This is a genomic window from Nocardioides sp. Kera G14 (genome assembly GCF_020715565.1).
GTDB lineage: Bacteria > Actinomycetota > Actinomycetes > Propionibacteriales > Nocardioidaceae > Nocardioides.
The window spans coordinates 3,371,043-3,394,554 of record NZ_CP085839.1; the positions used below are offsets into that span (position 1 = coordinate 3,371,043).

Genomic DNA, 23,512 nt, shown 5'->3' on the forward strand with positions numbered 1-23,512 from the left:
TGCACAGGTGGGGATAACTCATTCCGGGGCTACTGGGAGCAGGCGGGCGGGTCGCCGGGCTGCAGCTCCACGCCGGGTGTCGGCGTGATGCAGCCGCTCGGGGTCGGGAAGGTCTCCTGGGTCGTCGGTGTCGGCGTGTACGTCGACACCTGGATCAGGATCTGCTCGCCCTGCTTGGCGGTCTTGCCCTTGCCGGCCGCCGGGAACTGGTAGCTCACGGTGCCGGCGGGCTTCTGCGAGGTGGACTCGGTCTGCACCTGGGGCACGAAGCCCTGGTCGCGGATCGCCTGCTCCGCCTCCGCCTGGGTCATCCCCACGACGTTGGGAATCCGCTTCGGACCCTTGGAGACGCTGAGGGTGATCTCGGTGCCGTCGTTGACCATCTGGCCCGCGGCGGGAGCCGCCTCGGTGACCTGGCCCTTCGGGTCGTCGGAGTCGACCTCCTGGGTCTTCACCGTCAGCCCGAGCGCCTCCAGATTGCTCGTGGCCTCGTCGACGTCCTGACCGACCACCGACGGCACGGTCACCTGGGGCTTCCCCTTGGACAGGATGATCGACACGGAGGAGTGGGGGTCGACGTAGGAGCCTTGGACGGGGTCCTGACGGATGACCGAGTTGGTCGGCACCGTGTCGGAGTTCTCGTAGGAGTCCACGTTGACTGAGAGGCCCGCGTCGCCGATCGCAGCCCGCGCCTGGTTCTCGGTGAGGCCGACGAGCTGCGGCACCTGGACCTGCTCGGGGGCGCCGGGGAAGAGCTTGGGCCAGAGCAGGATCCCGCCGATGACCAGCGCGACCACGAGGACGGCGAGGCCGATCAGCAGGCCGGTGCGGCCGCGGGACTCGTCGTAGTCGTCCTCGGCGGCGAACGGGATCGGCCCGCTCGAGGTGACCGACGTCGCGGCGATCGGGGCGACGACCTGGGTCGCCGCGGTGGCGGGTCCGGCGACGACCGGCGGCGCGACGGTCGTGATCGGCTGGCCGTCGAGGTAGCGCTCGATGTCGGCCCGCATCTCCGCCGCGGACTGGTAGCGGTCCTCGACCCGCTTCGCGAGGGCCTTGAGCGCGATCGCGTCGAGCGCGGCGGGCAGCGTCGAGTCGTGCTGGCTCGGCGGCTGCGGCTGCTCGCGGACATGCTGGTACGCCACGGCGACGGGGGAGTCACCGACGAACGGCGGCCGCCCGGTGAGGAGCTCGTAGAAGAGGCAGCCGGCGGAGTAGACGTCGGAGCGGGAGTCGACCTGCTCGCCGCGCGCCTGCTCCGGGCTGAGGTACTGGGCCGTGCCGACGACCGCAGCGGTCTGCGTCATCGTCGACTGGGCGTCGGAGATGGCGCGCGCGATCCCGAAGTCCATCACCTTCACGTCACCGCTCGGGGTGAGCATGACGTTGCCGGGCTTGATGTCGCGGTGGATGATCCCTGCGCGGTGGGAGTAGTCGAGCGCCGACAGGACGCCGGAGGTGATCTCGAGGGCGCGCTCGGGCAGGATCTTGCGACCCTCACGGAGGATGTCGCGCAGCGTCCGGCCGGCGACGTACTCCATCACGATGTAGGGCTGGCGCACCTCGTGGCCCTCGCCGTCGCGGATGACCTCCTCGCCGGTGTCGTAGACCGCGACGATCGCCGGGTGGTTGAGGCTGGCCGAGCTCTGCGCCTCGCGGCGGAAGCGGGCCTGGAAGGTGGCGTCGGAGGCGAGGTCGGTGCGCAGCCGCTTGACCGCGACGACGCGGCCGAGGCGGGTGTCGGTGCCCTTGCGCACCTCGGCCATACCGCCACGGCCGAGGAGCTCGCCGAGCTCGTAGCGGCCGCCGACGACGACCGGCTGCTGCTTGCTGTTCCCGGGGCTTTCGGGGTTCATCGCGTTTCCTTCCGGGCCGCGGGAGACGAGGTCTCCGCGCTGGGGGTGCTGCTGTCGCTCGGCGCCGTGGTGCTGGGCTGCTCCGTCGGTGCGCTGCTGGTCTGGGGGGCGGACGAGGTCGTCGCCTGCGTCGGCGTCGGCGTCGGCGTCGGGGTGGTCGGGACCGGGCCGTAGTAGGCCACCGACACCGCGTCACCCTCGGTCAGGTCGGTGCTGGGATCGATGGCCGCGACCGTGTTCTCCACCTCGTCACCGGGGTTGGCGATCCGGTGGCTCGTCGGCTTGAGACCCAGCGAGCGCAGGTCGGCCATCACACTGTCCACGTTCTGCCCGACGTACGTCGACGGGTCGAGGTCGAAGGTCGAGGGGCTGGCGCTCGGCGTGGTCGACGAGGCCCCCGTGGTGGGGGCGCTCGCCGACGTCGCCGGTGTGGACGAGGTCGGGAGGTCGGGAGTGTCGTCGTCGTTGCCGCGCAGCAACAACCAGCCGACCAGCGCGATCAGCAGGACCGCCAGGACCGTGAGGACGATGGCCCACGTGGAGCGGCTCTCCTCGTCCTCCTCGGCCGCGGCAGCAGCGGCCGCCGGCGTCGGGCCGGTGGCGGCAGCCGCGCCGACCGGGGAGAGGATCTGGGTGGCGGGGGAGTCGGGAGCTGCCGCGGCTGCGCCTGCCACGACCGGCGGGACCACGGCGGTGGCGGCCGTGGCGGTCGCGCCCGTCGCAGGGGTGACCCGGGCGTGGCCACGGAGCGCGGCGGCGAAGGCGGCGCCGTCCGCGTACCGGGCGGCGGGCTTCTTGCTGAGGGCCTGCATCACGACGGCGGCGATGTCGGCGGGCACGGTGGCCGGCAGCGGCGGGATCTCGTCGTTGAGGTGGGCCAGCGCTGTCGCGACGGCCGTCTCCTTGTCGAAGGGGCGCGTGCCGGTCAGGCACTCGTAGCTCATCACGCCGAGCCCGTAGACGTCCGAGGCAGGGGTGGCGGCCTCGCCGCGGGCCTGCTCGGGACTGAGATACTGCGGTGTGCCCATCACGGCCCCGGTGCCGGTCAGCGACATGGCCGAAAGGGCGCGGGCGATGCCGAAATCGGTGATCTTCACCTTGCGCGACGGCGTCACGAGCACGTTGGCCGGCTTCACGTCGCGGTGCACGATCCCGGCGCGGTGCGCGGCGGCGAGGGCATCGCCGACCTGCGCCATCAGGTCCCGGACGACCTCGGGGTCCATGCCCTGGCCGCGCTGGATCAGGGCCGAGAGCGGCTGGCCGTCGACCAGCTCCATGACGAGGAACGGTCGGAGGACGCCGAGCTCGTCGAGCGACTGCCCCACGTCCCAGACCGCGGCGATGCCGGGGTCGGAGATGCTCGCCGCATGCCGGGCCTCCGCCTCGAACCGGGCGCGGAAGATGGAGTCGCCGGCGTACTCGCGCTTGAGGACCTTGATCGCGATCGGGCGGTCGAGGACGGTGTCGAGCCCACGCCAGACCTCGCCCATGCCGCCGGTCGCGATCAGGGAGTCGGCCCGGTAGCGCTCTGCGTCGTCGATGAAGTGCGCATTCGTCGGGAGGCTCATCCGAGCACCGCCTCCATGACCGCCTTCGCGATCGGGCCACCCCACTTGCCGCCGGCGACGTCGTCGCGCGGGATGTCGGCGGACTCGATCATGACGGCGACGGCGACCTTGGCGTTGTCGGCGGGGGCGAAGGAGGTGAACCACGCGTAGGGCGCGACGTTGTCCTGCCCCGACTGGGCGGTGCCGGTCTTGCCGGCGACCTTGACGCCCGGGATCGCCGCGGGCGAGGCGGTGCCGTCGTCGACGGTGGAGACCATCAGCTTGGTGACCTCGGTCGCCGTGGAGGCCTTGATCGCCTGGGAGAACTGCTCCGGCTGGGCCTTGGAGACCGTGTCGGAGTCGGCCGACTGGATCTCGTCGACGACGTACGGCTTCATCACGGCGCCGTGGTTGGCGATGCCGGCGGCGACCATGGCCATCTGCAGCGGCGTGGCACGGACGTCGAACTGGCCGAAGCCGGCCTGGCCGGTCTGCGCCTTGTCCATGTCGGTCGGGAAGGTCGAGGTGGCCGTGAGGCTCTTGCCGTTGGTGCCCTGGAGTTGGTCGAAGTAGGTGGAGTTGAAGCCGAACTTCTCCGCCGTCTTCTGCATCCCGGCGGCGCCGACGCCGATGGCGAGCTGAGCGAAGGCGGTGTTGCAGGAGTTCTCCATCGCCTGCCGGAACGGCACGCCGCCCTCGCTCGTGCCGCAGTCACGGCCCTCGTTGTCGACCAGGCCGCTCTCGCCGTGCGTCAGCGGCAGCTGGTACGTCGACCCGCCCGGCACCGTGGAGTCGGCGTTGTACTTCCCCGAGTCGATGGCGGCCGCGGCGGTGAGGATCTTGAAGGTCGACCCCGGCGGCAGCGTCATCTGGACCGCCCTGTTGAGCAGCGGCTTGTCGGGGTCCTTGTCGAGCTTCTCGTAGGCCTTCTGGTTGTCGCCGAAGTCGTGCGTGGCGACCTTGTTCGGGTCGAAGGTCGGCGTCGTCACCATCGCCAGGATCTTGCCTGTGCTGGGCTCGAGCGCGACGACGGCGCCCTTGACGTTGCCGGGCAGGGAGGTGAGTCCGTCGTAGGCGGCCTTCTGCGCCTTGGCGTTGATCGTCAGCTCGATGTTGCCGCCCTTGGGGCCGTTGTCGCCGAGCAGGTCGATCATCCGGTTGACGAAGAGCCGGTCGTCCTCGCCCGACAGCACGTCGTTCTGCGACTTCTCCAGACCGGTGACCGCGCCGCCGTAGGCGAAGTAGCCGGTGAGCCCGGCATAGAGCAGCGGCTTGGGATAGGTGCGCTGGTACTTGTAGAGGTCGTCGACCTTCTTGGACTCCGCGATCGGGTCGCGACCGACGAGCAGCGCGCCGCGCTCGCGGGAGAACTCCGCGTCGACGACGCGGCGGTTGCGGTTGTCCTTGTCGTAGGAGCCGGCGGCCCAGTACTGCAGGTAGGTCTGGTTGATCAGCAGCGCGGCGAAGAGGACGCCGATCAGGATCGAGATGGTGCGGATCGGCTTGTTCATCCCTGAACCCCCCGGATGACTTGGGTGGCGGTGTCGTCCTGCACGACCTTGAGGTCGGGCAGCGGTCGGCGCGCATGGTCGGAGATGCGCAGCAGCAGCGCGACGATCACCCAGTTCGCCACGAGGGAGGAGCCGCCGTAGGAGAGGAAGGGCGTCGTCAGGCCGGTCAGCGGGATGAGGCGCGTGACGCCGCCGATGACCGTGAAGACCTGCAGGCCGACGCTCACCGCGAGGCCGGCGGCGATCAGCTTGCCGACGTTGTCGCGGCTGATCAGCGCGGTGCGCAGGCCACGCTCGACGATGAGGGCGTAGAGCACGATGACGGCCATGACGGCCGCCAGGCCCAGCTCCTCACCGATCGACGCGATGATGAAGTCCGACTCCGCATACGGGACGCGCGTGGGGCGGCCCTCGCCGAAGCCGCGCCCGATCAGCCCACCCCAGCTCTGGCCGAAGAGTCCCTCGACGAGCTGGAAGGACCCGGGCGAGCGGTCGTAGTACTCCATCGGGTGGAGCCAGATGTCGAAGCGGTTGCGCACGTGCGCGAGGAAGCCGATCGAGCCCGAGAAGAGCCAGATCGCGCCGACGCCGACGACGAAGAGGGCCCCACCCACCGCGAGCCAGCCGGAGCGCTCGGTGGCGATGTAGAGCATCACGATGAAGAGGCCGAAGAAGAGGAGACCGGAGCCCAGGTCCCGCTGCGCCATCAGGACGACGAGGCTGACCAGCCACATGCCGAGGATCGGGCCGAGGTCGCGGCCCCGGGGCAGGTCGATGCCGGCGACCCGCCTGCCGGCGAGCGCGAGCGCGTCGCGGTGCAGGACGAGGTAGCCGGCGAAGGAGATGACGAGCAGCACCTTCGCGACCTCACCGGGCTGGAAGCTCAGGCTCCCGAGGTGGATCCAGATCCGGGCGCCGTTGACGTTGCGGCCGATGCCCGGCGCCATCGGCAGCAGCAGCAGTACGACGGCCGCCAGCCCGCTCGTGTAGGTGAAGCGCTGCAGGTTGCGGTGGTCGGTCAGGAAGAAGAGGGTCGCGACGAAGAGGGCGACGCCGAGGGTCATCCAGAAGAGCTGCTTGGCGGCGAAGTCGGTGTGCGTGCCGGCCTCGACGTGGGCGAGATCGATCCGGTGGATGACCGCCAGGCCGAGGCCGTTGAGCGCTGCGACGATGGGGAGCAGCACCGGGTCGGCGTACGGCGCGACCATGCGGATCGCCACGTGGGCCGCGAGGATGAGGGCGACGAGCCAGCCGCCGTAGCGGTAGATGTCGGCAGGCACCCGGTGGTCGACGCCCAGGCCGACGGCGGCGTAGGCGCCGATGCCGACGACGAGTGCGAGCACGACGAGCACGAGCTCGGCGTTGCGTCGGCTGCGGTGCACGAAACCGGGGGCGACCGGCGGGACGGCGAGCGAGACCATCAGGACGTTCCGGTCGTGCTGTCTGTGTCGCTCTGGACGCGGGTGGCGAGCGTGTTGACGTACTTCTCCGCGTCGGCGCGGCTGCTCTGCGTCACTCCGTCGGCGACGGCGTCGGCGTCGAAGTCGGAGAGCTGGTCGACCTCGATGCCCGTGGACTCGTAGGGCTTGGCCAGGTCGATGCCGACGATCGTGGTCGGCAGGCCGCGGTAGATCATCACCTCGCCGTCCTGGACGCCGACGAAGAACTGCCGCTGCGACCAGGCCAGCGCGATGCCGGCGGCGGCCCAGAGCAGGCCGACGACCAGCACGACGATGAGGATGCGGCGGAGCCAGACGTTGCCGCGCGGCGGACGCGGGGCGTAGCGGGCGGCCTCCGGGTCGATCGGGTCGTCGGCGCGGGCCCCGGGGGGGATCTCGTCGTCACCGTCGATCACGGCGAGGGCCTCGAGCTCGCCGGTGTCACCGTTGCGGTGGCCCTTGAAGATCTTGCGGCGGCGCAGCTCGGCGGCAGCGCCGACCAGCTGCGGGATGTCGTCGTCCGGCTTCTCCTCGGTGACGTCAGCCACGACGCAGGTGACGTTGTCCGAGCTGCCGGCATCGAGGCTCGCGCGGACGAGCTCGACGGCCGCGTAGTCGGGCGTGCCGGTGCCGAGGATGTCGGCGATGCGCGGATCGGCGAGTGAGCCGCAGACGCCGTCGCTGCAGAACATCAGGCGGTCGCCGGGCTGCAGGGGTACGACGAAGAGGTCGGGCTCCGCCTCCCGCTGGCCGTCGATCGCGCGGAGGATGAGGTTCCGATTGGGGTGGTAGCGCGCCTCGTCGTCGGTGATCCGGCCTTCGTCGACGAGTGTCTGGACGAAGGTGTGGTCGTGGCTCAGCTGGCTGAGCTCGGTGCCGCGCAGCAGGTAGGCGCGGGAGTCACCGACGTGCCCGATCGCGAGGTGCTCGCCGTCGAAGAGACCGACGGTCGCGGTGGTGCTGGTGCTGGAGAGCGCCGGGTCGGTCTCGATCAGCTCCGAGATCCGGTCATGGGCACGGTGGATGGACCCGGCGACCAGGGCGATGAGGTCCTCGTCGGTGTGGTCGGGCGACGGCGGTGAGTCGAGGTTGCGGATCTGGCCCAGCGCGGTGCTGCTGGCGAGGTCGCCGCGGGCGGCGCCGCCGACACCGTCGCAGATGGCGAGCAGCCAGGGGCCGGCGTACCCGCTGTCCTGGTTGTCCTTGCGGATCCGGCCGACGTCACTGATGGCGGCGAACCTCAGATGGAGGGTCATCTCCTGAGCTCCAGCATGGTCTTGCCGATCCTCACCGGAGTGCCGATGGTCAAGGTGGTCGGCTGCGTGAGCCGGACCGTGCCGATGTAGGTGCCGTTGGTGGAGCCGAGGTCCTCGACGAACCACGTGTCGCCGTTGGTCGCGATGCGGGCGTGGCGAGTGGAGACGTAGTCGTCGTCCAGCCGGATCGCGGCGTCCGTGCCGCGGCCGATGAGGATCGGGGCCTCGGAGAGGTCGACGCGCTCGCCCTTGTTGCTGCCCTCGGTGACGAGGACGTACGTCGGCACACCGCGCTTGGGCGTGCGCTGCTTGGGCTGCTTGCGCGGCGCCGCAGCCCGGCCGTTGCGGGCGTCGACCCGGGCGCCGAAGAGATCGGAGCGCAACACGCTCACGGTGCTGAGCACGAAGATCCAGAGGATCGCGAGGAACGCGATCCGGATGAGGAAGAGGGTCAGTTCACTCACGGCTGCGGCTCCTCGATCACCCGGACGACCAACGCGGTCCGGCCGATCTTCACCTCGGTGCCGTCCTTCGCCAGCGAGCTCTGCATCCGCTGTCCGTCGACCAGCATGCCGTTGGTCGAGCCGAGGTCGTGGATCTCGATGCGCGGGATCGGGCCGGTGCCGCTCACGCGGAACTCGACGTGGCGCCGGCTCACGCCCGGGTCGTTGATCCGCAGGTCGGCCTCGGAGCCGCGGCCCACGACGATCGTGCTGTCCAGCGGGTGGCGGGTGCCGTTCACCTCGAGGACGGCATGGGCGCGGGTGAGACGCGTGTGGCTGGCGTCCCCCGTGACTTGGGCCTTGGCGGTGGACCGGATCCGGAATCGGCCGGTGGTGAGGTCGCCGGCGTCGCTGAAGTGGATCGCGACCGGGCCGGGGAAGACGTAGCCCTGGGCCTCGGCGTGTTCGTGGAGCTGCGTCGTGAGCTCCGACTCGAGCGCGGTGTCGAAGGGCTGGAGCCGGTCCAGGTCGGTGGTGGAGAGCTCGACGTGGAACTCGTTGGGCACGAGCTTGCGCTGGCGGGAGAGGACCTGGGCGTTGTTGTCGCACTCGCGCTGCAGGGCCGCGGCGATCTCGACGGGCTGCACGGCGCTCCGGAAGGCGCGCGCGAAGACGCCGGAGATCAGGGTCTCCAGTCGCTGCTCGAACCGCTGCAGTGCGCTCATGCCCCTCCTCTCTACTGCTCTCGTCCTGCCCTGCCGCGTGGACGCGCCAGAAGCCCGGCGTGGGGGCCCCGGGCTGCGCTCGATCGTAACGGGATCGCGTGAGGGCACCCGGGACCCTCGCCGGTTTGGGGCGCTGCTGTGCGCTCCGCTACTCTTCTTTCGCCCAGCTGCCTTGCGCTCGCGCGAGTGGCGGAACGGCAGACGCGCTGGCTTCAGGTGCCAGTGTCCGAAAGGGCGTGGGGGTTCAAATCCCCCCTCGCGCACTGCAGCTGGGTCGAAGGCCCCGGAGAGATCCGGGGCCTTCTTCGTTGAAGCGAGTCAGGCGCTCGACGAGGAGGGTGGTCGGCGCTGGCGGGCGCTGCGCACCTCGTCTCAGGCTGGCGACCTGTGACGCGGATCGGCGACTACGAGGCCTGGCTGTGCAGGGTGACCGCATAACCGTCGGGATCACGGAAGGTGAACATCGGTCCGAAGGGGCTCGGCGACGGCGGTGCGACGATGTCGACGCCGGCCCGAGCGAGCGCCTCGTGGGCCTGCTCGGCGTCATCGACCGCCAGCCAGAGCACCACGCCGGCACCGGCGAAGGGCTGGGCCGAGCGCGGGTCGAAACCGGGCAGCGGCTCTCGGACGGCGAACGGGATGGGCGAGGTCTCGAAGACGACGGCGTGGGGCGGAGCGGCCTGCGACCGCGTGAGGCCGAGGTGGGTCTCATAGAAGCTGGCTGACCGCTCGAGGTCGCTGACCTGGAGGGCGAGGAAGGAGGGTCCGTGGGCGTTCATGGTGTCTCCGTTGCTGATATAAGGATCCTGACATCGCTAGTCTGTGTCAGGATCCTGACATGACGCAAGACCCGGAGGCCCGGCCTCTCAACGAGAGCCTGGGTTACGTGCTGAAGCAGGCCCAGATGGCGCTCCATGCCGCGATGGATGCGGCGCTGCGCCCCGTGGGACTGACGCTGTCGCAGTACTCGGTGCTGGAGCTGCTCAGTCGCGCCCCGGGACAGAGCAACGCCCAGCTCGCGCGCGGGGCCTTCGTCACGGCCCAGTCGATGAACGAGGTGCTGCGCGGTCTCCAGGAACGTGGCCTGGTCGAGCGCCCGGCGAACGCGGTGAGTGGGCGGTCGCGCCCAGCCCACCTGACCCGGCAGGGAGAGGGGGTGCTCCGCGAGGCACACGAATCGTTGCGATCGATCGAGCACACCATGGACCAGATCGCCGCGGCGCCCGAGCATGACCAGCTGCTTCCCGGGCTGCGATCGATCATCACCGCCCTCGGCGGCCTGCAGCCGTTGGGCGGGCTGTGACGCTCACGCAGTGCGCTGCGGTGCGTCCTCGTCTGCCGGCGGCCCGTGACGGTGCCATCGGTTGGACAGCAGCGGTGACCCGCCCCACAGGAGCGCGAAGAACGCCAGCGCTCCTGCGAAGGCGGTGACGCCTGCCGTCGTACCGACGACGACGTCGAAGACGAGGAACAGCACGCCCGCGCTGGTGACGGCCGTGAGGACGAGCCCCGCCCGCGCGCACTGGTTGGCGGCCTCGACCAGCCAGTAGCGCGCCCGGTGTCGGAAGAGCACCCGGTGGAAGGCGGCCGGTGCGACGACGAGTGCCGTCGTGGCGATCGAGCCCGACAGCACCGTGAGATAGAGGCCGCGCTGGAAATCGGTCAGGTCCTCGAACCGCTGGCTGAACGGCAGCGTCAACAGGAAGCCGGTGAGGATCTGGACTCCGGTCTCGATCACCCTGATCTCCTGGAGCAGCTCGTTCCAGTTGCGGGTGAGGGTGTCCGGATCGGCCGGCCGTTCCTCCGCGTTCATGGCCCCACTGTGGCAGCGCCGCCCAACTCCGGGCAGCCGCGCCCGATGGGCGTCAGGGCTGGATGTTCTCCAGGTCGGCGAGCAGTTTGGGGTGGGTGGGTGCCCAACCGAGCACCTCGCGGGTACGGGTGCTGGTGGCGGGCTGATCGGTGGCGAAGATGACGCCGAGCGGGCCGAAGGACTCCGTCGGAAGGCCCTGCACCGGCACGCCCAGCCGGCGACCGATGACCGCCGCGATGTCGAGGACGCTGTCGCCCTCGTCGTCGACGGCCTGCCACGAGGTGCCGGGCTCGGCCTTCTCGAGCGCCAGGCGGAAGAGGCTGGCCGCGTCCGCGGCGTGGACGGCGGGCCAGCGCTGGGACCCGTCGCCGGGATAGCCGGAGACGCCGCTCTGCCGTGCGATCTCGGTGAGGAGCCCGGCGAAGCCGCCCTCGCCGTGGTGGTGGACGGTGCGCGGAAGGCGCACGGCGCTGGAGCGCACGCCCTGCTCGGCGAGGTCGAGGATCGCCTGCACGGTGCGACCGCGGCCCCCGACCGGGCCGTCGGTCGAGACCGGGTCGGCCTCGGTCGAGGGCCGGCCCGGGATCCACGGAGTTCCGGAGCAGACCACGAGCGGCTTCCCGGTCCCGGTCAGCTCCTCACCCAAGGCGAGCAGCGCGGCAGTCTCCTCGGCGATCGCGGTGTCGAGTGCTGCGGGGCTGCTGAAGTCGTTGGCGAAGGCGAGGTGGATGACGCCGTCGGCGCGTCGCGCTCCCTCGCGGATCGCCTTGAGGTCCGAGAGTGCTCCGCGGAGCGGCTCGGCCCCGACCTCCTCCAGCGCGGTGGCCGAGGCGTCGGAGCGGGCCAGGGCGAGGATGGTGTGGCCGTGGCTGAGGAGCTCGGCGACGACGGCGGAGCCGATCAGGCCGGTACCGCCGGTGATGAAGACCTGCATGGTTGTTCTCCCTGTCGACTGGTGATGGGACTGTTGTCCCATCACCGTAGCAGAGTGATGGGACAACAGTCCCATCACGTAGGATGAACACATGGGTCGCTGGGAGCCGGGTGCGCGGGAACGCCTCGTCGTCGCTGCCGTCGACCTCTTCACCGAGCAGGGGTACGACGACACGACGGTCGCCCAGATCGCAGAGCGCGCCGGTGTCACCAAGAGCACGTTCTTCCGGCACTTCCCCGACAAGCGCGAGGTCCTGGCAGCGGGTCAGGAGACGCTGAGCCGGCTGCTCGCCGACGGGATCGCCTCGGCGCCGTCCGGGGCGACGCCGCTGGAGTGCGTCGCAGCCGCGCTGCGTTCGGTCTCCGAGGCGTTCGGGGAGATGAACCGAGACCTCGGCCCGCGGATGAAGGCCGCCATCGCGGCCAATGCAGAACTGCGTGAGCGGGAGGCGCTCAAGAGCGTCGGCCTCTCCCTGGCGATGACGTCGGCGCTCCGCGAGCGGGGGATCGCCGAGGCGACCGCGCAGGTGGCCGCCGAGCTCGGCCTGCTCGCCTTCAAGCGCGGTTATGCCGAGTGGTCGGAGAGCACGGCCGACGAGCCGCTTGCGACCTACGCCTTCGCCGCGCTGGAGGAGCTCCGCGCCGCGAGCGCCGCGCTGGGCTGAACCGCGCCGCTACCGTGGAGGAATGACCCAGCGCCGCTGGTACTTCGTCCTGATGGGCTGCTGCCTCACCCTGATCGCGGTCGCCTGGATCTTCGTGAGGCTGTGGTCGCCCGAGGCGGCGGTGATCATGTCGGTCGTCGCGGCGGTGATCCCGCCGATCGCGGTGATCGTCGCCAACTGGTGACCGGCTTCCTGCGCGCGGTGATGGCTACCGTGGAGGCATGAGCGAACTCGTCGACCGCGTTATCACTGCCCTCCGTGCCGAGCACGACACCCTCGCCGCGCTCGTGGCGGAGCTCGACCCGACCAGCTGACCCGCCCGAGCGGCGCCTCGGAGTGGACCGTCGCCCAGGTCCTCTCGCACCTCGGCAGCGGTGCCGAGATCGGACGCGCGCCCATCGCCCGCGCGGCCGGTGAGGAGGTCGAGGCGGAGGACAATCAGGCGATCTGGGCCCGCTGGGATGCTGCGAGCCCGGGGGACCAGGCGACCGGATTCGTCGACTCCAACGCCCGCTGGCTGGCCACCGTCGAGGGCCTGAGCGCCGACCAGCGCAGCGACCTGGTCATCGACCTCGGCTTCCTTCCGGAGCCGGTCCCGCTCGTGAGCGCGGTGGGCCTGCGGCTCAACGAGGTCGCCAACCACTCGTGGGACGTCCGCGTCGCCCTCGACCCGGCCGCCGAGGTCAGCGAGGAGTCGGCGCAGGTCGTGGCCGAGCTCTTCCAGGGTCCGATCGCCTTCCTGCTCGGCCGGCTCGCGCAGGAGCGCCCCACGACGGAGCTCATCCTCGCGGTGCCCGCCATCGGGGCGACGCTGACGGTCGGCGACGAGGTCTCGGTCGGGGACGACGTACCGGCTCCGCGGGCGACGCTCGAGGGACCGGCCGGCGCCTTCGTCCGTCTGCTCAACGGCCGCCTCAAGGAGCCGTACGTCGACGGCGTCGCCGTCGCCGGGGCGACCACCCTCGACGACCTCCGGAAGACCTTCCCCGGCTTCTGAGGAGTCCCACACCGGGTGGTCGGCCGGTCCGGCCGCCTGCCCGGGTTCGACGAAGCCTGCCCAACGGGCTCGGTCCGCTGTAATCTTTCCGCGCTGGCGAGTGGATCGGGAGCTTCTCGTCTCGGAGGGAGGTGCGTTGTGGTGCAGGACCTTTTCGACGCCCTCATCCAGGCGACAGGTGAGGCTGTCTGGGACCTCGACGTCGCCAGCGGGCATCTCGCCTGGTACAACTCCGCCTACAGCTCGACCCTCGGCATCGACGAGCTGATGAGCTCCACCGACACCGACCTCTGGGCCCGGCGTCTCCACCCTGAGGACCGCGACCGTGTCGTGACGAGCCTCGACGAGGCCTGTGTCGGCACGAGCACCAGCTGGGCCGAGGAGTACCGCCTGCAGCGGGACGACGGCACCTACGCCGTCGTCGCCGACCGGGCGACGGTGCTGATGGGCCAGGACGGCAGGCCGGTCCGGATGGTCGGGACCATCCGCGACGTCAGCGAGGAGCGCGCCGTCGAGGAGCGGCTGCGTCACGCCGCCTCGCATGACGCGCTCACCGGCCTCTCCAACCGCACCCTGTTCTACTCCGAGATCGAGGTCGCGATCACCGCGGCGGCGCAGGACGGCCGGCAGGTCGCCGTACTCCACCTCGACCTGGACCGCTTCAAGATCGTCAATGACGGCTTCGGGCATCCGTACGGCGACCAGGTGCTGCAGTCCGTCGCGGCAAGGCTCCGGGCGCTGGTCTGCGCCGACGACGTCGTGGCGCGCCTCGGCGGCGACGAGTTCGTCATCCTCGTTCCATTCGTGAGTTCGGCCAGCGACATCGAGGAGATGGCGCAGCGACTCGTCGACTCCTTCACCGAGCCGTTCGTCGTCGAGGGCCGCCGGATCCACCTCACCGGCAGTATCGGTGTCGCGCTCTATCCCGAGCACGGGAACACCGGGCCGGCACTGATCGACAACGCAGACGTCGCGATGTACTACGCCAAAGCCGCCGGCCGCAGTGCCTTCCGGAGCTTCACGCCCCAGATGGCCGAGGAGACACAGCTCCGGATCGAGATCGAGACGCTGCTGCGTGGCGCCGCCGAGGCGGGGGAGCTCTCCCTCGCCTACCAGCCCAAGCTCGATCTCCGCAGCGACCGGGTCATCGGCTGCGAGGCCCTCCTGCGCTGGGACAGCCCCCAGCTCGGGCGGATCGGGCCGGTCGACTTCATCCCGATCGCCGAGGACTCCGGTCTGATCGTGCCGATCGGCGAGTGGGTGCTGGAGGAGGCCTGCCGTCAGGGCCGCGCATGGCTCGATGCCGGACTGCCCGAGCTGACGATGGCGGTCAACGTCTCGGCCGCCCAGCTGCTCCAGCCGGATCCGCTGGCGTGGGTCTCCTCGACCCTCGAGCGCACCGGCTTCCCGGCCGAGCTCCTCGAGCTCGAGCTCACCGAGACCGAGCTCGCCCAGGACATCGAGACCACGATCGCGGTGGTCGGCGAGATCCGGAAGCTCGGCGTCACGGTGTCGATCGACGACTTCGGCACCGGCTACTCCAGCCTCGACTACCTGCGCCGCTTCGACATCACCGCGCTCAAGATCGACCGCTCGTTCATCAACGGGATGCTGCACGAGGCCGGCGACGCCGCCATCGTCCGCGCTGCTGTCGCAGTCGGTCATGCGCTCGGCCTCCGGGTCGTCGCCGAGGGTGTCGAGACGGCGGAGGAGCTCGAGCTGCTGCGGCTCCTCCAGTGCGACCACGTGCAGGGCTACCTGATCGGTCACCCCGTGCCGGCCGATGCCTTCGTCGCCGCGCTGGTGGGTGCTCGCTAGGCACTCGCTAGCCTCGAGGTCATGCAGACGCGCACTCTCGGCAGGACCGGCCGTCCGGTCTCGGTCATCGGCCTCGGAACCTGGCAGCTCAGCGGCTCCGACTGGGGCGACGTGGACGAGAAGGACGCGCTGGCGCTGTTGCAGGCGTCGTACGACGCCGGCGTCACCTTCTTCGACACCGCCGACGTCTACGGGGACGGCCGCTCGGAGTCCCTCGTCGGCACGTGGCTGCGCCACAACCCCGAGTCGGGGGTCACCGTTGCCACCAAGATGGGCCGTCGCGTCGAGCAGATCCCGGCCAACTACGTGCTCGACAACTTCCGCGAGTGGAACGACCGCTCGCGTCGCAACCTCGGTGTCGACACCCTCGACCTCGTCCAGCTGCACTGCCCGCCTTCGGCCGTCTATGGCGACGACGAGGTCTTCGACGCGCTCGACACCCTCGTCGACGAGGGGCGGATCGCTGCCTATGGCGTCTCGGTGGAGACGGTGGACGAGGCGCTCACCGCGATCAAGCGGCCCGGCGTGGCGACCGTCCAGATCATCCTCAACGCCTTCCGCCTCAAGCCGCTCGACGAGGTCCTGCCGGCGGCCGCCCAGGCGGGTGTGGGCATCATCGCGCGCGTCCCGCTGGCGAGCGGCCTGCTGTCGGGCCGCTACAGCCTGGACACCGAGTTCCCCGAGAACGACCACCGCACCTACAACCGCCACGGCGAGGCCTTCGATGTCGGCGAGACCTTCTCCGGCGTTGACTACGCGACCGGTGTCCAGGCGGCCGGCGAGTTCACGGCGCTGGTCAAGGAGACGGTCCCTGACGCGACCCCCGCGCAGGCCGCGCTCGCGTGGATCGCCTCGCTGCCCGAGGTCTCGACCGTCATCCCCGGCGCCCGCAACCCGGAGCAGGCCCGCGCCAACGCCGCCGCGAGCGAGGTCGTGCTTCCGGCCGACTTCGACGCCGCCGTGCGGCGTCTCTACGACACCCATCTCCGCGCGTCGGTCCACCCACGCTGGTAGGCGGTCACGCCGTCAGGTGGTGGACGTAGCACCAGCGCCAGTCCTCGCCCGGCTCGGCGGATTCCATGACCGGGTGACCGGTCTCGTGGAAGTGTCGGGTGGCGTGCTGGGCGGGTGAGGAGTCGCAGCAGCCGACGTGGCCGCACGCGAGGCACTGCCGCAGCGCGACCCAACGCGTCCCCTCGCGGACGCAGTCGGGGCACTCGGTCCTGCCTGAGGTGTCGACGGCGTCGTAGCGCTCGAGGTCCGCGCAGAGCTCACCGGCCGGGCGCCGCTGCTGGTTGACCGCACCGATCCGCACCCTGTCCTCCTCGACCACGTCGAGCATCGACTCCTCGACGTCCAGCATCTGCAGCACGTCGGCGACCACGTCGGCCGGCACGGTGCCGCCCGAGCGGATCTCCAGCACCCGGGCGCGCTCGGCCTCGATCATCGCAAAACGCGCCCGCGAGTAGAGCTCGCTCGGCGCCTCGTCGCCGATGTTGGTGCTGAGCCGCTCCCAGGCGGAGAAGTTCCGTTGGTCGACGCGCTCACGCACCGTCTCGATGATGCCGTGGGGGTCGTCGTACTCGAGCTTCTCGAGAGCGGCGAAGCCGGCCTTGCTCGCCTGCTGCAGCAGGGTCGCGCGCGCGAGGGCGTCGTCGAGCGGATCCGGTGACGGCACCTTGAGCCAACGGGCCACCAGCGGCAGCGTCATGCCCTGCACGAAGAGCGTGCCGGCCACCACGCTGAACGCGACGAGCAGCAGGATCTCGCGGTGTGTGGTGTCGAGCGGAAGGAGGTACGCCGCCGCCAGGGTCACCACGCCCCGCATGCCCGACCAGCCGAGGATGAACGTGTAGGTCCACGGCGGAGTGCGTCCGAGGTCGGGATCGGGTGTGGGCCGGATCAGTAGGTAGCGCGTGACGAAGACCCAGACCATCCGCACGACGATGACCGTCACGAGCGTCGCGCCGCAGATGAGGACGATGCGGCTCCAGGCGAGCTCGCTCTTGCCGACCGCGGCGATGAGCTGCCGGGCCTGGAGGCCGATGAGCAGGAAGACGGCGTTCTCCAGCAGGAACGCGATCGTGCGCCAGTTCATCCGCTCGGCGATCCGCGACTGCGCCGACTGCAGCACGGGCGCCCGGTGGCCCAGGAGGAGCCCGGCGATGACCACGGCGAGGACACCGGAGGCCTCGACCTTCTCGGCCGCGACGTAGGCCGCGAACGGGACGATCAGCGAGAGGCCGGTGTCGAAGACCGGGTCGGTCACGTGCTTGCGGACGTAGCCGACGAGGAGGTAACCGGCAATGCCGATCAGGACCCCGCCACCGGCCGCGCGGAGGAAGTCGAGGCCGACGTGCCAGGCCTCGACGCCGCCGGCGAGGGCGAGAATCGCGGTCCGCAGCGAAACCAGGGCGGTCGCGTCGTTGAGCAGCGACTCACCCTCGAGGATCGTGACGATCCGGCGCGGCAACCCGATGGTCCTCGCCACCGCAGTCGCCGCCACGGCGTCCGGTGGCGCCACGACCGCCCCGATGGCGAAGGAGGCGGCCCAGGTGGCGCCGGGCAGGAGCGCATGCACCACGACGCCGACCCCGCCGACCGTCGCCACCACCAGGCCCACGGAGAGGAGCAGGATGACGCGCCGGTTGGCGTTGAAGTCCACGAGCGAGGTCGAGATGGCGGTGGCATAGAGCAGCGGCGGCAGCAGGCCGAAGAGGACGACGTCGGGCTCGAGCTGGACCTCCGGGAAGGCGGGGATGTAGGAGACCGCGACACCGCCGACGATCAGCACGAGCGGTGCCGGTGCCTTGAAGCGGTCGGCGATCGCCGTGACCGCCAGGACCGCCACCGCGAGCGCGACGAGCATCAGGGTGATGTGCACCGTCGGTCAGCTCCCCAGCACGTCCACGACCACGAGTGCGACATCGTCGTCGCTGGTACCGAAGCCGCGCAGCAGGTCGTCGGCCGCGGCCTCGACCGGGAGATCGGCGGCTGACGCGGCTGCCTCGGCGACCCGCCCGAAGCTCACGTCGAGGTCCTCCTCGCGACGCTCGATCAGGCCGTCCGTCATCAGCAGCAGGCGGTCTCCGGGCTCGAGGGGCACCACTTGGTCGGCGTACGGCGGCTCGCTGAGGAAGCCGAGCAGGCGGCCGTGGCCCCCGACGAACGAGGCGGCGCCACGACGCACCAGGATCGGCGTGGGGTGACCGGCGTTGACGATCCGGATGCTGCTGCGGTCCGGTGCGATCAACCCGATGCAGGAGGTGGCGATCACCTCGGGGTCGTTGCGCAGCAGGACCCGGTTGAGCCGGTCCGCGAGGGCCGCCGGCCCGTAGCCGTCGTAGGCGTAGGCGCGCAGCGAGTAGCGCAGCTCGGCCATCACGACCGCCGCTTCGAGCGAGTGGCCCTGCACGTCGCCGATGACGACCATGAGGCCGTCCTCGACCTCGAACGCGTCGAAGAAGTCGCCGCCGACCTCGGCATGCTGCTGGGAGGCGCGATAGCGGGCGGCGATCTCCAGGCCGTCCGGGCGGGGGAGGACGATCGGCAGCAGGCTGCGCTGGAGCATCATCGCCGTCTGGTGCTCACGCGCCAGGGTCTCGAGGTTCTCCAGGGCCACGACGGTGAACTGCGAGAGGCGCTCGAGCAGGAAGTCGTCGTTGGCCTGCATCTCCGAGACGGGCACCGCCACGAAGCCGCACCGGCTGCCCGCGCGCTGCATCGGCCAGACGCGCCACTGGGCGGTGCTCGGCCCCGGCAGCACCCGACGCCAGCTGTCGTCGTCGAGGCGCACGGTCCCCTCGCTGGTCAGCAGGTCCAGCAGGCCGAAGTCGCGCTCGTCGAGAGGCGTGGTCGTCACGTCGCCGCCGCCGGGGGAGGCGGCGGAGCGCATCGCGCTCTGCTCGTCCGCGAGTACGGCGACGGCGGGCCCGTCGAAGACCTCACCCGCTGCCCGGGCGACCGCCTCGGTCAGGCGCGCGACCGTGGCGGCGACACTGAGCCGGACCGCGGCGCGGTTGAGGGCGCTCAGCCGGCCGGCGAGCTCCTCGGCATCGCGGCGTGCTCCTGAGGACCGGAGCAGGGTCCGGATCGTCGAGAGCAGCTCCTGCGGGTCGACGGGGTCGACGAGGTAGGCGTCGGCGCCGACGTCGAGGCCGGCCACCCGGTCGAGGGTCTCCATCGCCACGGCCGACACGTGGACGACGGGCAGCGACGCCCGGCTCGGGTCAGCCCGCAGCGTCCGCGTGATGTCGAGCCCGCTGCCGTCGGGCAGGTGCACGTCGAGCACGGCGAGGTCGACCGGCTGCTCCGAGAGCACGCGCAGCGCACCCGCGACGGTGTCGGCCTCGATCACCCGGTAGCCCGAGCGCCGGAGCCAGCTCCCGAGCACGTAGCGCTTGGCGGGGGTGTCATCGCAGACGAGGACCAGGGGGAGCCGGTCAGGCACCGTCGCCTCCCACCCCCGCGATCGGCAGCCGGAGCCGGAAGCGGCTGCCGACGCCCACGGAGCTCTCGAGCTCGATCCTCCCGCCCAGGGTCGTCGCGACGAGCTGCGCGAAGGGCAGCCCGAGGCCGGTGCCGCGCGCGGTCGCGTGCAGTGGGGAGGCCGCCTGGTAGAACTCCTCGAAGATCCGGTCCCGCTCTTCGGGGGCGATGCCGACGCCGGTGTCGGAGACGCTCAGCTCCACGTACTCCCCGTCACGAGCCGCGGTCAGCGTGATCGAGCCGCTGTCGGTGAACTTCGCGGCGTTGCTCAGCAGGTTGCGCAGGATGTGGCGGAGCAGTTCCTGGTCGGTGGTCAGGAGATCGACGCCGTCGATCTCCGTCGACATCGTCACGCCGGGCCGGAGGATCGGCTCGATCACGCCGCGAAGCTCGTCGAAGAGCGGTTCGAGCTCCACCTCACCCAAGGTGGGCACGAGCCGGCCGGACTCGGCCTTCGCGAGGTCGAGCAACTCCTCGACCAGGCGCAGCAGGTCGTTGGCGCTCGCCCGGATGTAGCGCACCGGCTCGGTGTGCTCGTCGGGCAGCGGGTGCACCTGGTGCGGGTCGAGGAGCAGCCCGGTCAGCCCGAGGATCGAGTTGACCGGCGTGCGGAGCTCGTGGCTGATGCTGCGCAGGAAGCGGCTCTTGGCCTCGCTCGCCTCGCGCAGCTGGAGGTTCTTGTCGTCGATCTCGGCGTAGAGCGCCACGACGCCCTGGTTGGTCCGCTCCATCTCCTCGGAGAGCTCGGTGTAGAGCGCCATCACGCCGCGGTTGGTCTCCTCGAGCTCACGGTTGACCGACGCCAGGGCATCGGCCTGTCGGCGTACCTCCTCGAGAGTGGCGATCAGGTCGCGGTTCTGCTGGCGGAGCTCGTCGGAGGCGGTCGAGGCGTGCCGCACGAGCAGCTTGTCGGCGAGTTCGCCCAACTCGCTCTCCGTCGGCTTCATCCGCCCCAACCCCTTCTCCAGTCGTACGTCGACACCCTCTCCTCCGCGCAGGGGACTGCGCACCTCCTCGACCCCGTCGACGAGACGGGCGGCGGCCCTCAGTGCGGCCTCCCACTGCGGCGGGACGGCCGGGGCACTGATCGCAATGACGAGGATTCCGGTGCCTTCGACGGTCAGGCAGAGCTGACCCTGCCCGGTCGCGACCACCTCGCGGCCGAGCTCGCTGATGGCGGTCGCCACGCGGAGTGCGTCGAGGCGGTCCATGCCGAGCCCCTCGCCGCAGTCGCGGCCGAGGGCGCGGGCGAGGAAGAGGTCCTCCTCGGTGGCGAGCGTGAGCTCCGCCAGGATGGTTGAGTTCATGATCGACCCATCTCCACGACCAGCACGCTGGCGTCGTCACGGCGGGTGGCCGCGGCACGCATCACGGTGGCACACAGGACGCCCGGTTCGTGGCCAAGCGCGCCGGGGAGGTCGTCGAAGCTCCACTGCTGGCGGATGCCGTCGCTGTGCAGGACTGCGGTCGAACGGCCCGTGAGGGGGACGGCCAGCTCGCGCAGGCGTGGCATCCGGTGGCCGACGATGCCGGGCTGGGACGGCAGCGTGCGGGAGTCTGCACCGAAGAGCCTGGTGACCACGTTGCCGACGCCTGCGTGGGTGACGGTGCGAGTGGCGTCGTCGTACCGCAGGAGGGAGATCGCCGCACCGCGCGTGCTGCCGAGGGCGGCATGCATCCGCTCGAGCAGTGCTCCCGGTGACGTGAGCTCGGACTCGAGCATCAGCTCCGCGGCCCGTCGTGACGCGTCCGCCGCCAGTGGCCCGTGGCCCAGGCCGTCGGAGAGCATGCCGATCAGGCCGCCCGGGAAGTCCCGGTAGACGGCGATGTCGCCGCACGCGCCCTCGCCGCCCAGGGGGCGGGTGAGGGTGTCCGCCCTGACGGCGACCGTTCCCGCGACCGGAGACGTCGGCGGTGCGGTGCCCGCCAGGACGGCCTCCGCGATCGTGCCGACCGCGGGCACGGAGAAGACGTCGAAGCGGTTCGAGAGCCGCACGCACGCTCCCAGCCCGATGCCGAGGGTCCCGCGCGTGGAGGCGCCGTCGGAGATGAGGGCGTCGATGTTGCGGCTCCCGGGCCCCGAGTCGATCGCGAGGATACGTAGGCCCTCGGTGGTGCCGTGCGGGCTGCGGAGCACGAGCTCGCCGCCGCCGGCGTGCTTCCTCAGGTTGGTGGCCAGCTCGGTCACCACGATCCCGACCTCGCCGACCCGCGACTCGTCGAAGCGGAGCTGGTTGGCAAGGGCGGTCGCGGCCCGGCGTACGGAGGCCACGGCCGCGTCGTCCTCGACACGCCACCACACGTCGTCGGCGACGCGCGCGGGAGGGAACACCCTCATCGCCGCCATTTGATGACCCGGACACGGGTGCCCTCACCGGGCGCCGTGTCGAGCTCGAACTCGTCGACGAGCCGTTTGGCGCCGGAGAGGCCGAGGCCCATCCCGCTGCCGCTCGTCCAGCCGTCGGTGAGGGCCAGGTCGACGTCGTCGATGCCCGGGCCCTTGTCGGCGAAGATGACCTCGACACCGGTGAGGTCGCCCCGCTCGACGATCTGAACGGTGGCCTCGCCGCCACCGCCGTAGACCAAGGTGTTGCGGGCGAGCTCGCTCGTGGCGGTCACCAGCTTCGTCTGGTCGACGAGGGACAGCTTGGCCGCCAGCGACAGGTCTCGGACGAGCTGTCGCACCCGGACCACGTCGGAGTCGGCCCCGATGTCGACGACGTTGACGCCGTCAGTCGCCGGCGTTGTCATCCGACTCGACCGTGCCGGTGTCATCCGCCTCGTCCAGGCGGCTCCGGAGGAGTCGCAGGCCGCGGTCGACGTCGAGGGCCGTCCGCACCCCGCTGAGGGTGAGGCCGAGCTCGACGAGCGTGATCGCGACAGCCGGCTGCATGCCGACCACCACCGTCTCGGCGTCGAGGACCCGGGAGACGGCGGCCGTGGTCGAGATCATCCGGCCGATGAAGCTGTCGACGATCTCGAGTGCGGAGATGTCGATGAGGACGCCCTTCGCGCCCGTGTCGACGATCTTCTGGCTGAGGTCGTCCTGCAGCGTGAGGGCGATGTGGTCCTGGAGATCGACCTGGATCGAGACCAGAAGGACGTCGCCGATGCGGAGGACCGGGATGCGGTCCATCAGGCCCTGCTGACGACGTCGAGGCCCGACCGACGCATGGCGAGGAGCATGGCGTCCGCGAGGCTCGCCTTGGTGTGGATGTCACCGAACTCGATGCCGAGCGCGACGACGGTCTGGGCGATCTGCGGGCGGATGCCCGAGACGATGCACTCGGCACCGAGGAGGCGGGCGGCCTGCACGGTCTTGAGCAGGTGCTGGGCGACCTGCGTGTCGACGGCGGCGACACCGGTGATGTCGATGATCGCGTGCTCGGAGCCGGTCTCGACGAGTGCCTGGAGGAGCGCCTCCATGACGACCTGCGTGCGCGCGGAGTCGAGGGTGCCGACGAGCGGCAGGGCGACGATGCCGTCCCACAGCTTCACGACGGGGGTGGAGAGCTCCAGGAGCGTCTCGGTCTGCTGCGCGATGACGGTCTCACGGGCGGACGCGTAGGTCTCGAGCATGTAGAGCCCGAGGTCGTCCATCACCAGCGACAGCTGGGCGAAGGCGCGGTAGCCCTCGGCGTCACCGGTGCGCTCGAGCAGCTCGAGCACGGCGGTCTTGAGCGCGAAGATGCTGGTCACGGCCTCCGTGGGGGAGAAGCCCTGACGACCACGGGTGCGGCCCAGGTCGGCGAGCAGCGCGCGCAGGCTGTCGAAGCTCTCGCCGCGTACGCCGGCGGCCGACTGGTCGGACCCTCCGGCGACGAGGCCGTCGAAGATCTCACGGATGTCGTGGGCCGATTCGGATACGGTCATCCGACCGGTCAGATTGCGCTCGACGACGGCTGCCCAGGACTGCAGCAGTTCCTCACGGTTGTCGACCAGCAGGCGGACCCAGGTGTTGCTCTCTGTTGCCACGGTGCTCCGTCCCTCAGTGCGTGTGCCCGGCCGTGCGTCGGCCGCT

At 70.8% G+C, this 23,512-nt stretch carries 23 protein-coding genes and 1 tRNA gene; 7 read left to right on the forward strand and 17 right to left on the reverse strand.

Annotated features, from left to right (window positions below):
* Positions 1-29 precede the first annotated feature (29 nt).
* From pknB to LH076_RS16475, 7 genes are read right to left on the reverse strand one after another with little or no spacing between them, the layout of a single operon-like run.
* Positions 30-1,856 carry a Stk1 family PASTA domain-containing Ser/Thr kinase gene (gene pknB, locus LH076_RS16445; RefSeq protein ID WP_227781835.1) on the reverse strand — a complete coding sequence of 609 codons (1,827 nt, stop codon included), beginning with the start codon at positions 1,854-1,856 and terminating at the stop codon, positions 30-32.
* Positions 1,853-3,424 carry a serine/threonine-protein kinase gene (locus tag LH076_RS16450; RefSeq protein WP_227781836.1) on the reverse strand — a complete coding sequence of 524 codons (1,572 nt, stop codon included), beginning with the start codon at positions 3,422-3,424 and terminating at the stop codon, positions 1,853-1,855. The genes pknB and LH076_RS16450 overlap by 4 nt, the downstream gene beginning before the upstream one ends.
* Positions 3,421-4,914: a peptidoglycan D,D-transpeptidase FtsI family protein gene (locus LH076_RS16455; RefSeq protein ID WP_227781837.1), complete on the reverse strand. Its 1,494-nt coding sequence runs from the start codon at positions 4,912-4,914 to the stop codon at positions 3,421-3,423. The genes LH076_RS16450 and LH076_RS16455 overlap by 4 nt, the downstream gene beginning before the upstream one ends.
* Positions 4,911-6,335 (reverse strand): FtsW/RodA/SpoVE family cell cycle protein, encoded by a 1,425-nt coding sequence (locus LH076_RS16460; protein ID WP_227781838.1) that lies wholly within the window; start codon positions 6,333-6,335, stop codon positions 4,911-4,913. The genes LH076_RS16455 and LH076_RS16460 overlap by 4 nt, the downstream gene beginning before the upstream one ends.
* Positions 6,335-7,609, reverse strand: coding sequence for a PP2C family protein-serine/threonine phosphatase (locus LH076_RS16465; RefSeq protein ID WP_227781839.1), 1,275 nt, complete (start codon positions 7,607-7,609; stop codon positions 6,335-6,337). Before LH076_RS16465 ends, LH076_RS16460 begins: the two co-directional genes overlap by 1 nt.
* The gene (locus tag LH076_RS16470) at positions 7,606-8,073 is read right to left on the reverse strand and encodes an FHA domain-containing protein (protein WP_227781840.1); all 468 of its coding nucleotides are present in this window, start codon (positions 8,071-8,073) and stop codon (positions 7,606-7,608) included. Before LH076_RS16470 ends, LH076_RS16465 begins: the two co-directional genes overlap by 4 nt.
* Positions 8,070-8,777, reverse strand: coding sequence for an FhaA domain-containing protein (locus LH076_RS16475; protein WP_227781841.1), 708 nt, complete (start codon positions 8,775-8,777; stop codon positions 8,070-8,072). Before LH076_RS16475 ends, LH076_RS16470 begins: the two co-directional genes overlap by 4 nt.
* Before the next feature lie 180 nt (positions 8,778-8,957).
* Here LH076_RS16475 and LH076_RS16480 point away from each other — a divergent pair.
* Positions 8,958-9,040, forward strand: a tRNA-Leu gene (locus tag LH076_RS16480).
* Positions 9,041-9,181: 141 nt separating this feature from the next.
* Here the strand turns inward: LH076_RS16480 and LH076_RS16485 are convergent.
* The gene (locus tag LH076_RS16485) at positions 9,182-9,556 is read right to left on the reverse strand and encodes a VOC family protein (RefSeq protein WP_227781842.1); all 375 of its coding nucleotides are present in this window, start codon (positions 9,554-9,556) and stop codon (positions 9,182-9,184) included.
* A gap of 59 nt (positions 9,557-9,615) precedes the next feature.
* Between LH076_RS16485 and LH076_RS16490 the strand changes: the two genes are divergently transcribed.
* Complete coding sequence (locus tag LH076_RS16490) at positions 9,616-10,080, forward strand: MarR family winged helix-turn-helix transcriptional regulator (protein WP_227781843.1); 465 nt, start codon at positions 9,616-9,618, stop codon at positions 10,078-10,080.
* A gap of 3 nt (positions 10,081-10,083) precedes the next feature.
* On the opposite strand, the gene LH076_RS16495 is transcribed toward LH076_RS16490, so the two are convergent.
* Together LH076_RS16495 and LH076_RS16500 are read right to left on the reverse strand one after the other, a co-directional pair.
* The gene (locus tag LH076_RS16495; protein WP_227781844.1) at positions 10,084-10,590 is read right to left on the reverse strand and encodes a DUF6328 family protein; all 507 of its coding nucleotides are present in this window, start codon (positions 10,588-10,590) and stop codon (positions 10,084-10,086) included.
* 52 nt (positions 10,591-10,642) lie between these two features.
* On the reverse strand, positions 10,643-11,524 hold the full coding sequence (locus LH076_RS16500; RefSeq protein ID WP_227781845.1) for an SDR family oxidoreductase: 882 nt from the start codon (positions 11,522-11,524) through the stop codon (positions 10,643-10,645).
* Positions 11,525-11,615: 91 nt separating this feature from the next.
* Between LH076_RS16500 and LH076_RS16505 the strand changes: the two genes are divergently transcribed.
* The 5 genes from LH076_RS16505 to LH076_RS16525 all read left to right on the forward strand — a co-directional run bounded on the left by LH076_RS16505 (position 11,616) and on the right by LH076_RS16525 (position 16,017).
* Positions 11,616-12,188 carry a TetR/AcrR family transcriptional regulator gene (locus LH076_RS16505; RefSeq protein ID WP_227781846.1) on the forward strand — a complete coding sequence of 191 codons (573 nt, stop codon included), beginning with the start codon at positions 11,616-11,618 and terminating at the stop codon, positions 12,186-12,188.
* Positions 12,189-12,210: 22 nt separating this feature from the next.
* Positions 12,211-12,372 carry a hypothetical protein gene (locus tag LH076_RS16510; protein ID WP_227781847.1) on the forward strand — a complete coding sequence of 54 codons (162 nt, stop codon included), beginning with the start codon at positions 12,211-12,213 and terminating at the stop codon, positions 12,370-12,372.
* 126 nt (positions 12,373-12,498) lie between these two features.
* Positions 12,499-13,185 (forward strand): maleylpyruvate isomerase family mycothiol-dependent enzyme, encoded by a 687-nt coding sequence (locus tag LH076_RS16515; RefSeq protein ID WP_227783659.1) that lies wholly within the window; start codon positions 12,499-12,501, stop codon positions 13,183-13,185.
* Between the two features lie 138 nt (positions 13,186-13,323).
* Positions 13,324-15,003, forward strand: a complete 1,680-nt coding sequence (locus LH076_RS16520; protein ID WP_227781848.1) for a putative bifunctional diguanylate cyclase/phosphodiesterase — start codon at positions 13,324-13,326, stop codon at positions 15,001-15,003.
* A gap of 21 nt (positions 15,004-15,024) precedes the next feature.
* Complete coding sequence (locus LH076_RS16525) at positions 15,025-16,017, forward strand: aldo/keto reductase (protein ID WP_227781849.1); 993 nt, start codon at positions 15,025-15,027, stop codon at positions 16,015-16,017.
* A gap of 4 nt (positions 16,018-16,021) precedes the next feature.
* Here LH076_RS16525 and LH076_RS16530 read toward each other — a convergent pair whose 3' ends face one another.
* Genes LH076_RS16530 through LH076_RS16560 form a run of 7 tightly spaced genes read right to left on the reverse strand, consistent with a single transcriptional unit; the run spans position 16,022 to position 23,466 of the window.
* Positions 16,022-17,887 (reverse strand): Na+/H+ antiporter, encoded by a 1,866-nt coding sequence (locus LH076_RS16530; protein ID WP_227781850.1) that lies wholly within the window; start codon positions 17,885-17,887, stop codon positions 16,022-16,024.
* A gap of 6 nt (positions 17,888-17,893) precedes the next feature.
* Positions 17,894-19,453, reverse strand: a complete 1,560-nt coding sequence (locus LH076_RS16535) for a fused response regulator/phosphatase (protein ID WP_227781851.1) — start codon at positions 19,451-19,453, stop codon at positions 17,894-17,896.
* A complete protein-coding gene (locus LH076_RS16540; protein ID WP_227781852.1) occupies positions 19,446-20,798 on the reverse strand; it encodes a sensor histidine kinase in 1,353 nt (450 codons plus the stop codon). Before LH076_RS16540 ends, LH076_RS16535 begins: the two co-directional genes overlap by 8 nt.
* The gene (locus tag LH076_RS16545; protein ID WP_227781853.1) at positions 20,795-21,829 is read right to left on the reverse strand and encodes an ATP-binding protein; all 1,035 of its coding nucleotides are present in this window, start codon (positions 21,827-21,829) and stop codon (positions 20,795-20,797) included. Before LH076_RS16545 ends, LH076_RS16540 begins: the two co-directional genes overlap by 4 nt.
* Positions 21,826-22,242, reverse strand: a complete 417-nt coding sequence (locus LH076_RS16550; protein ID WP_227781854.1) for an anti-sigma regulatory factor — start codon at positions 22,240-22,242, stop codon at positions 21,826-21,828. Before LH076_RS16550 ends, LH076_RS16545 begins: the two co-directional genes overlap by 4 nt.
* A complete protein-coding gene (locus LH076_RS16555; protein ID WP_227781855.1) occupies positions 22,223-22,627 on the reverse strand; it encodes an STAS domain-containing protein in 405 nt (134 codons plus the stop codon). Before LH076_RS16555 ends, LH076_RS16550 begins: the two co-directional genes overlap by 20 nt.
* Positions 22,627-23,466 (reverse strand): STAS domain-containing protein, encoded by an 840-nt coding sequence (locus LH076_RS16560; protein WP_227781856.1) that lies wholly within the window; start codon positions 23,464-23,466, stop codon positions 22,627-22,629. Before LH076_RS16560 ends, LH076_RS16555 begins: the two co-directional genes overlap by 1 nt.
* Positions 23,467-23,512 lie beyond the last annotated feature (46 nt).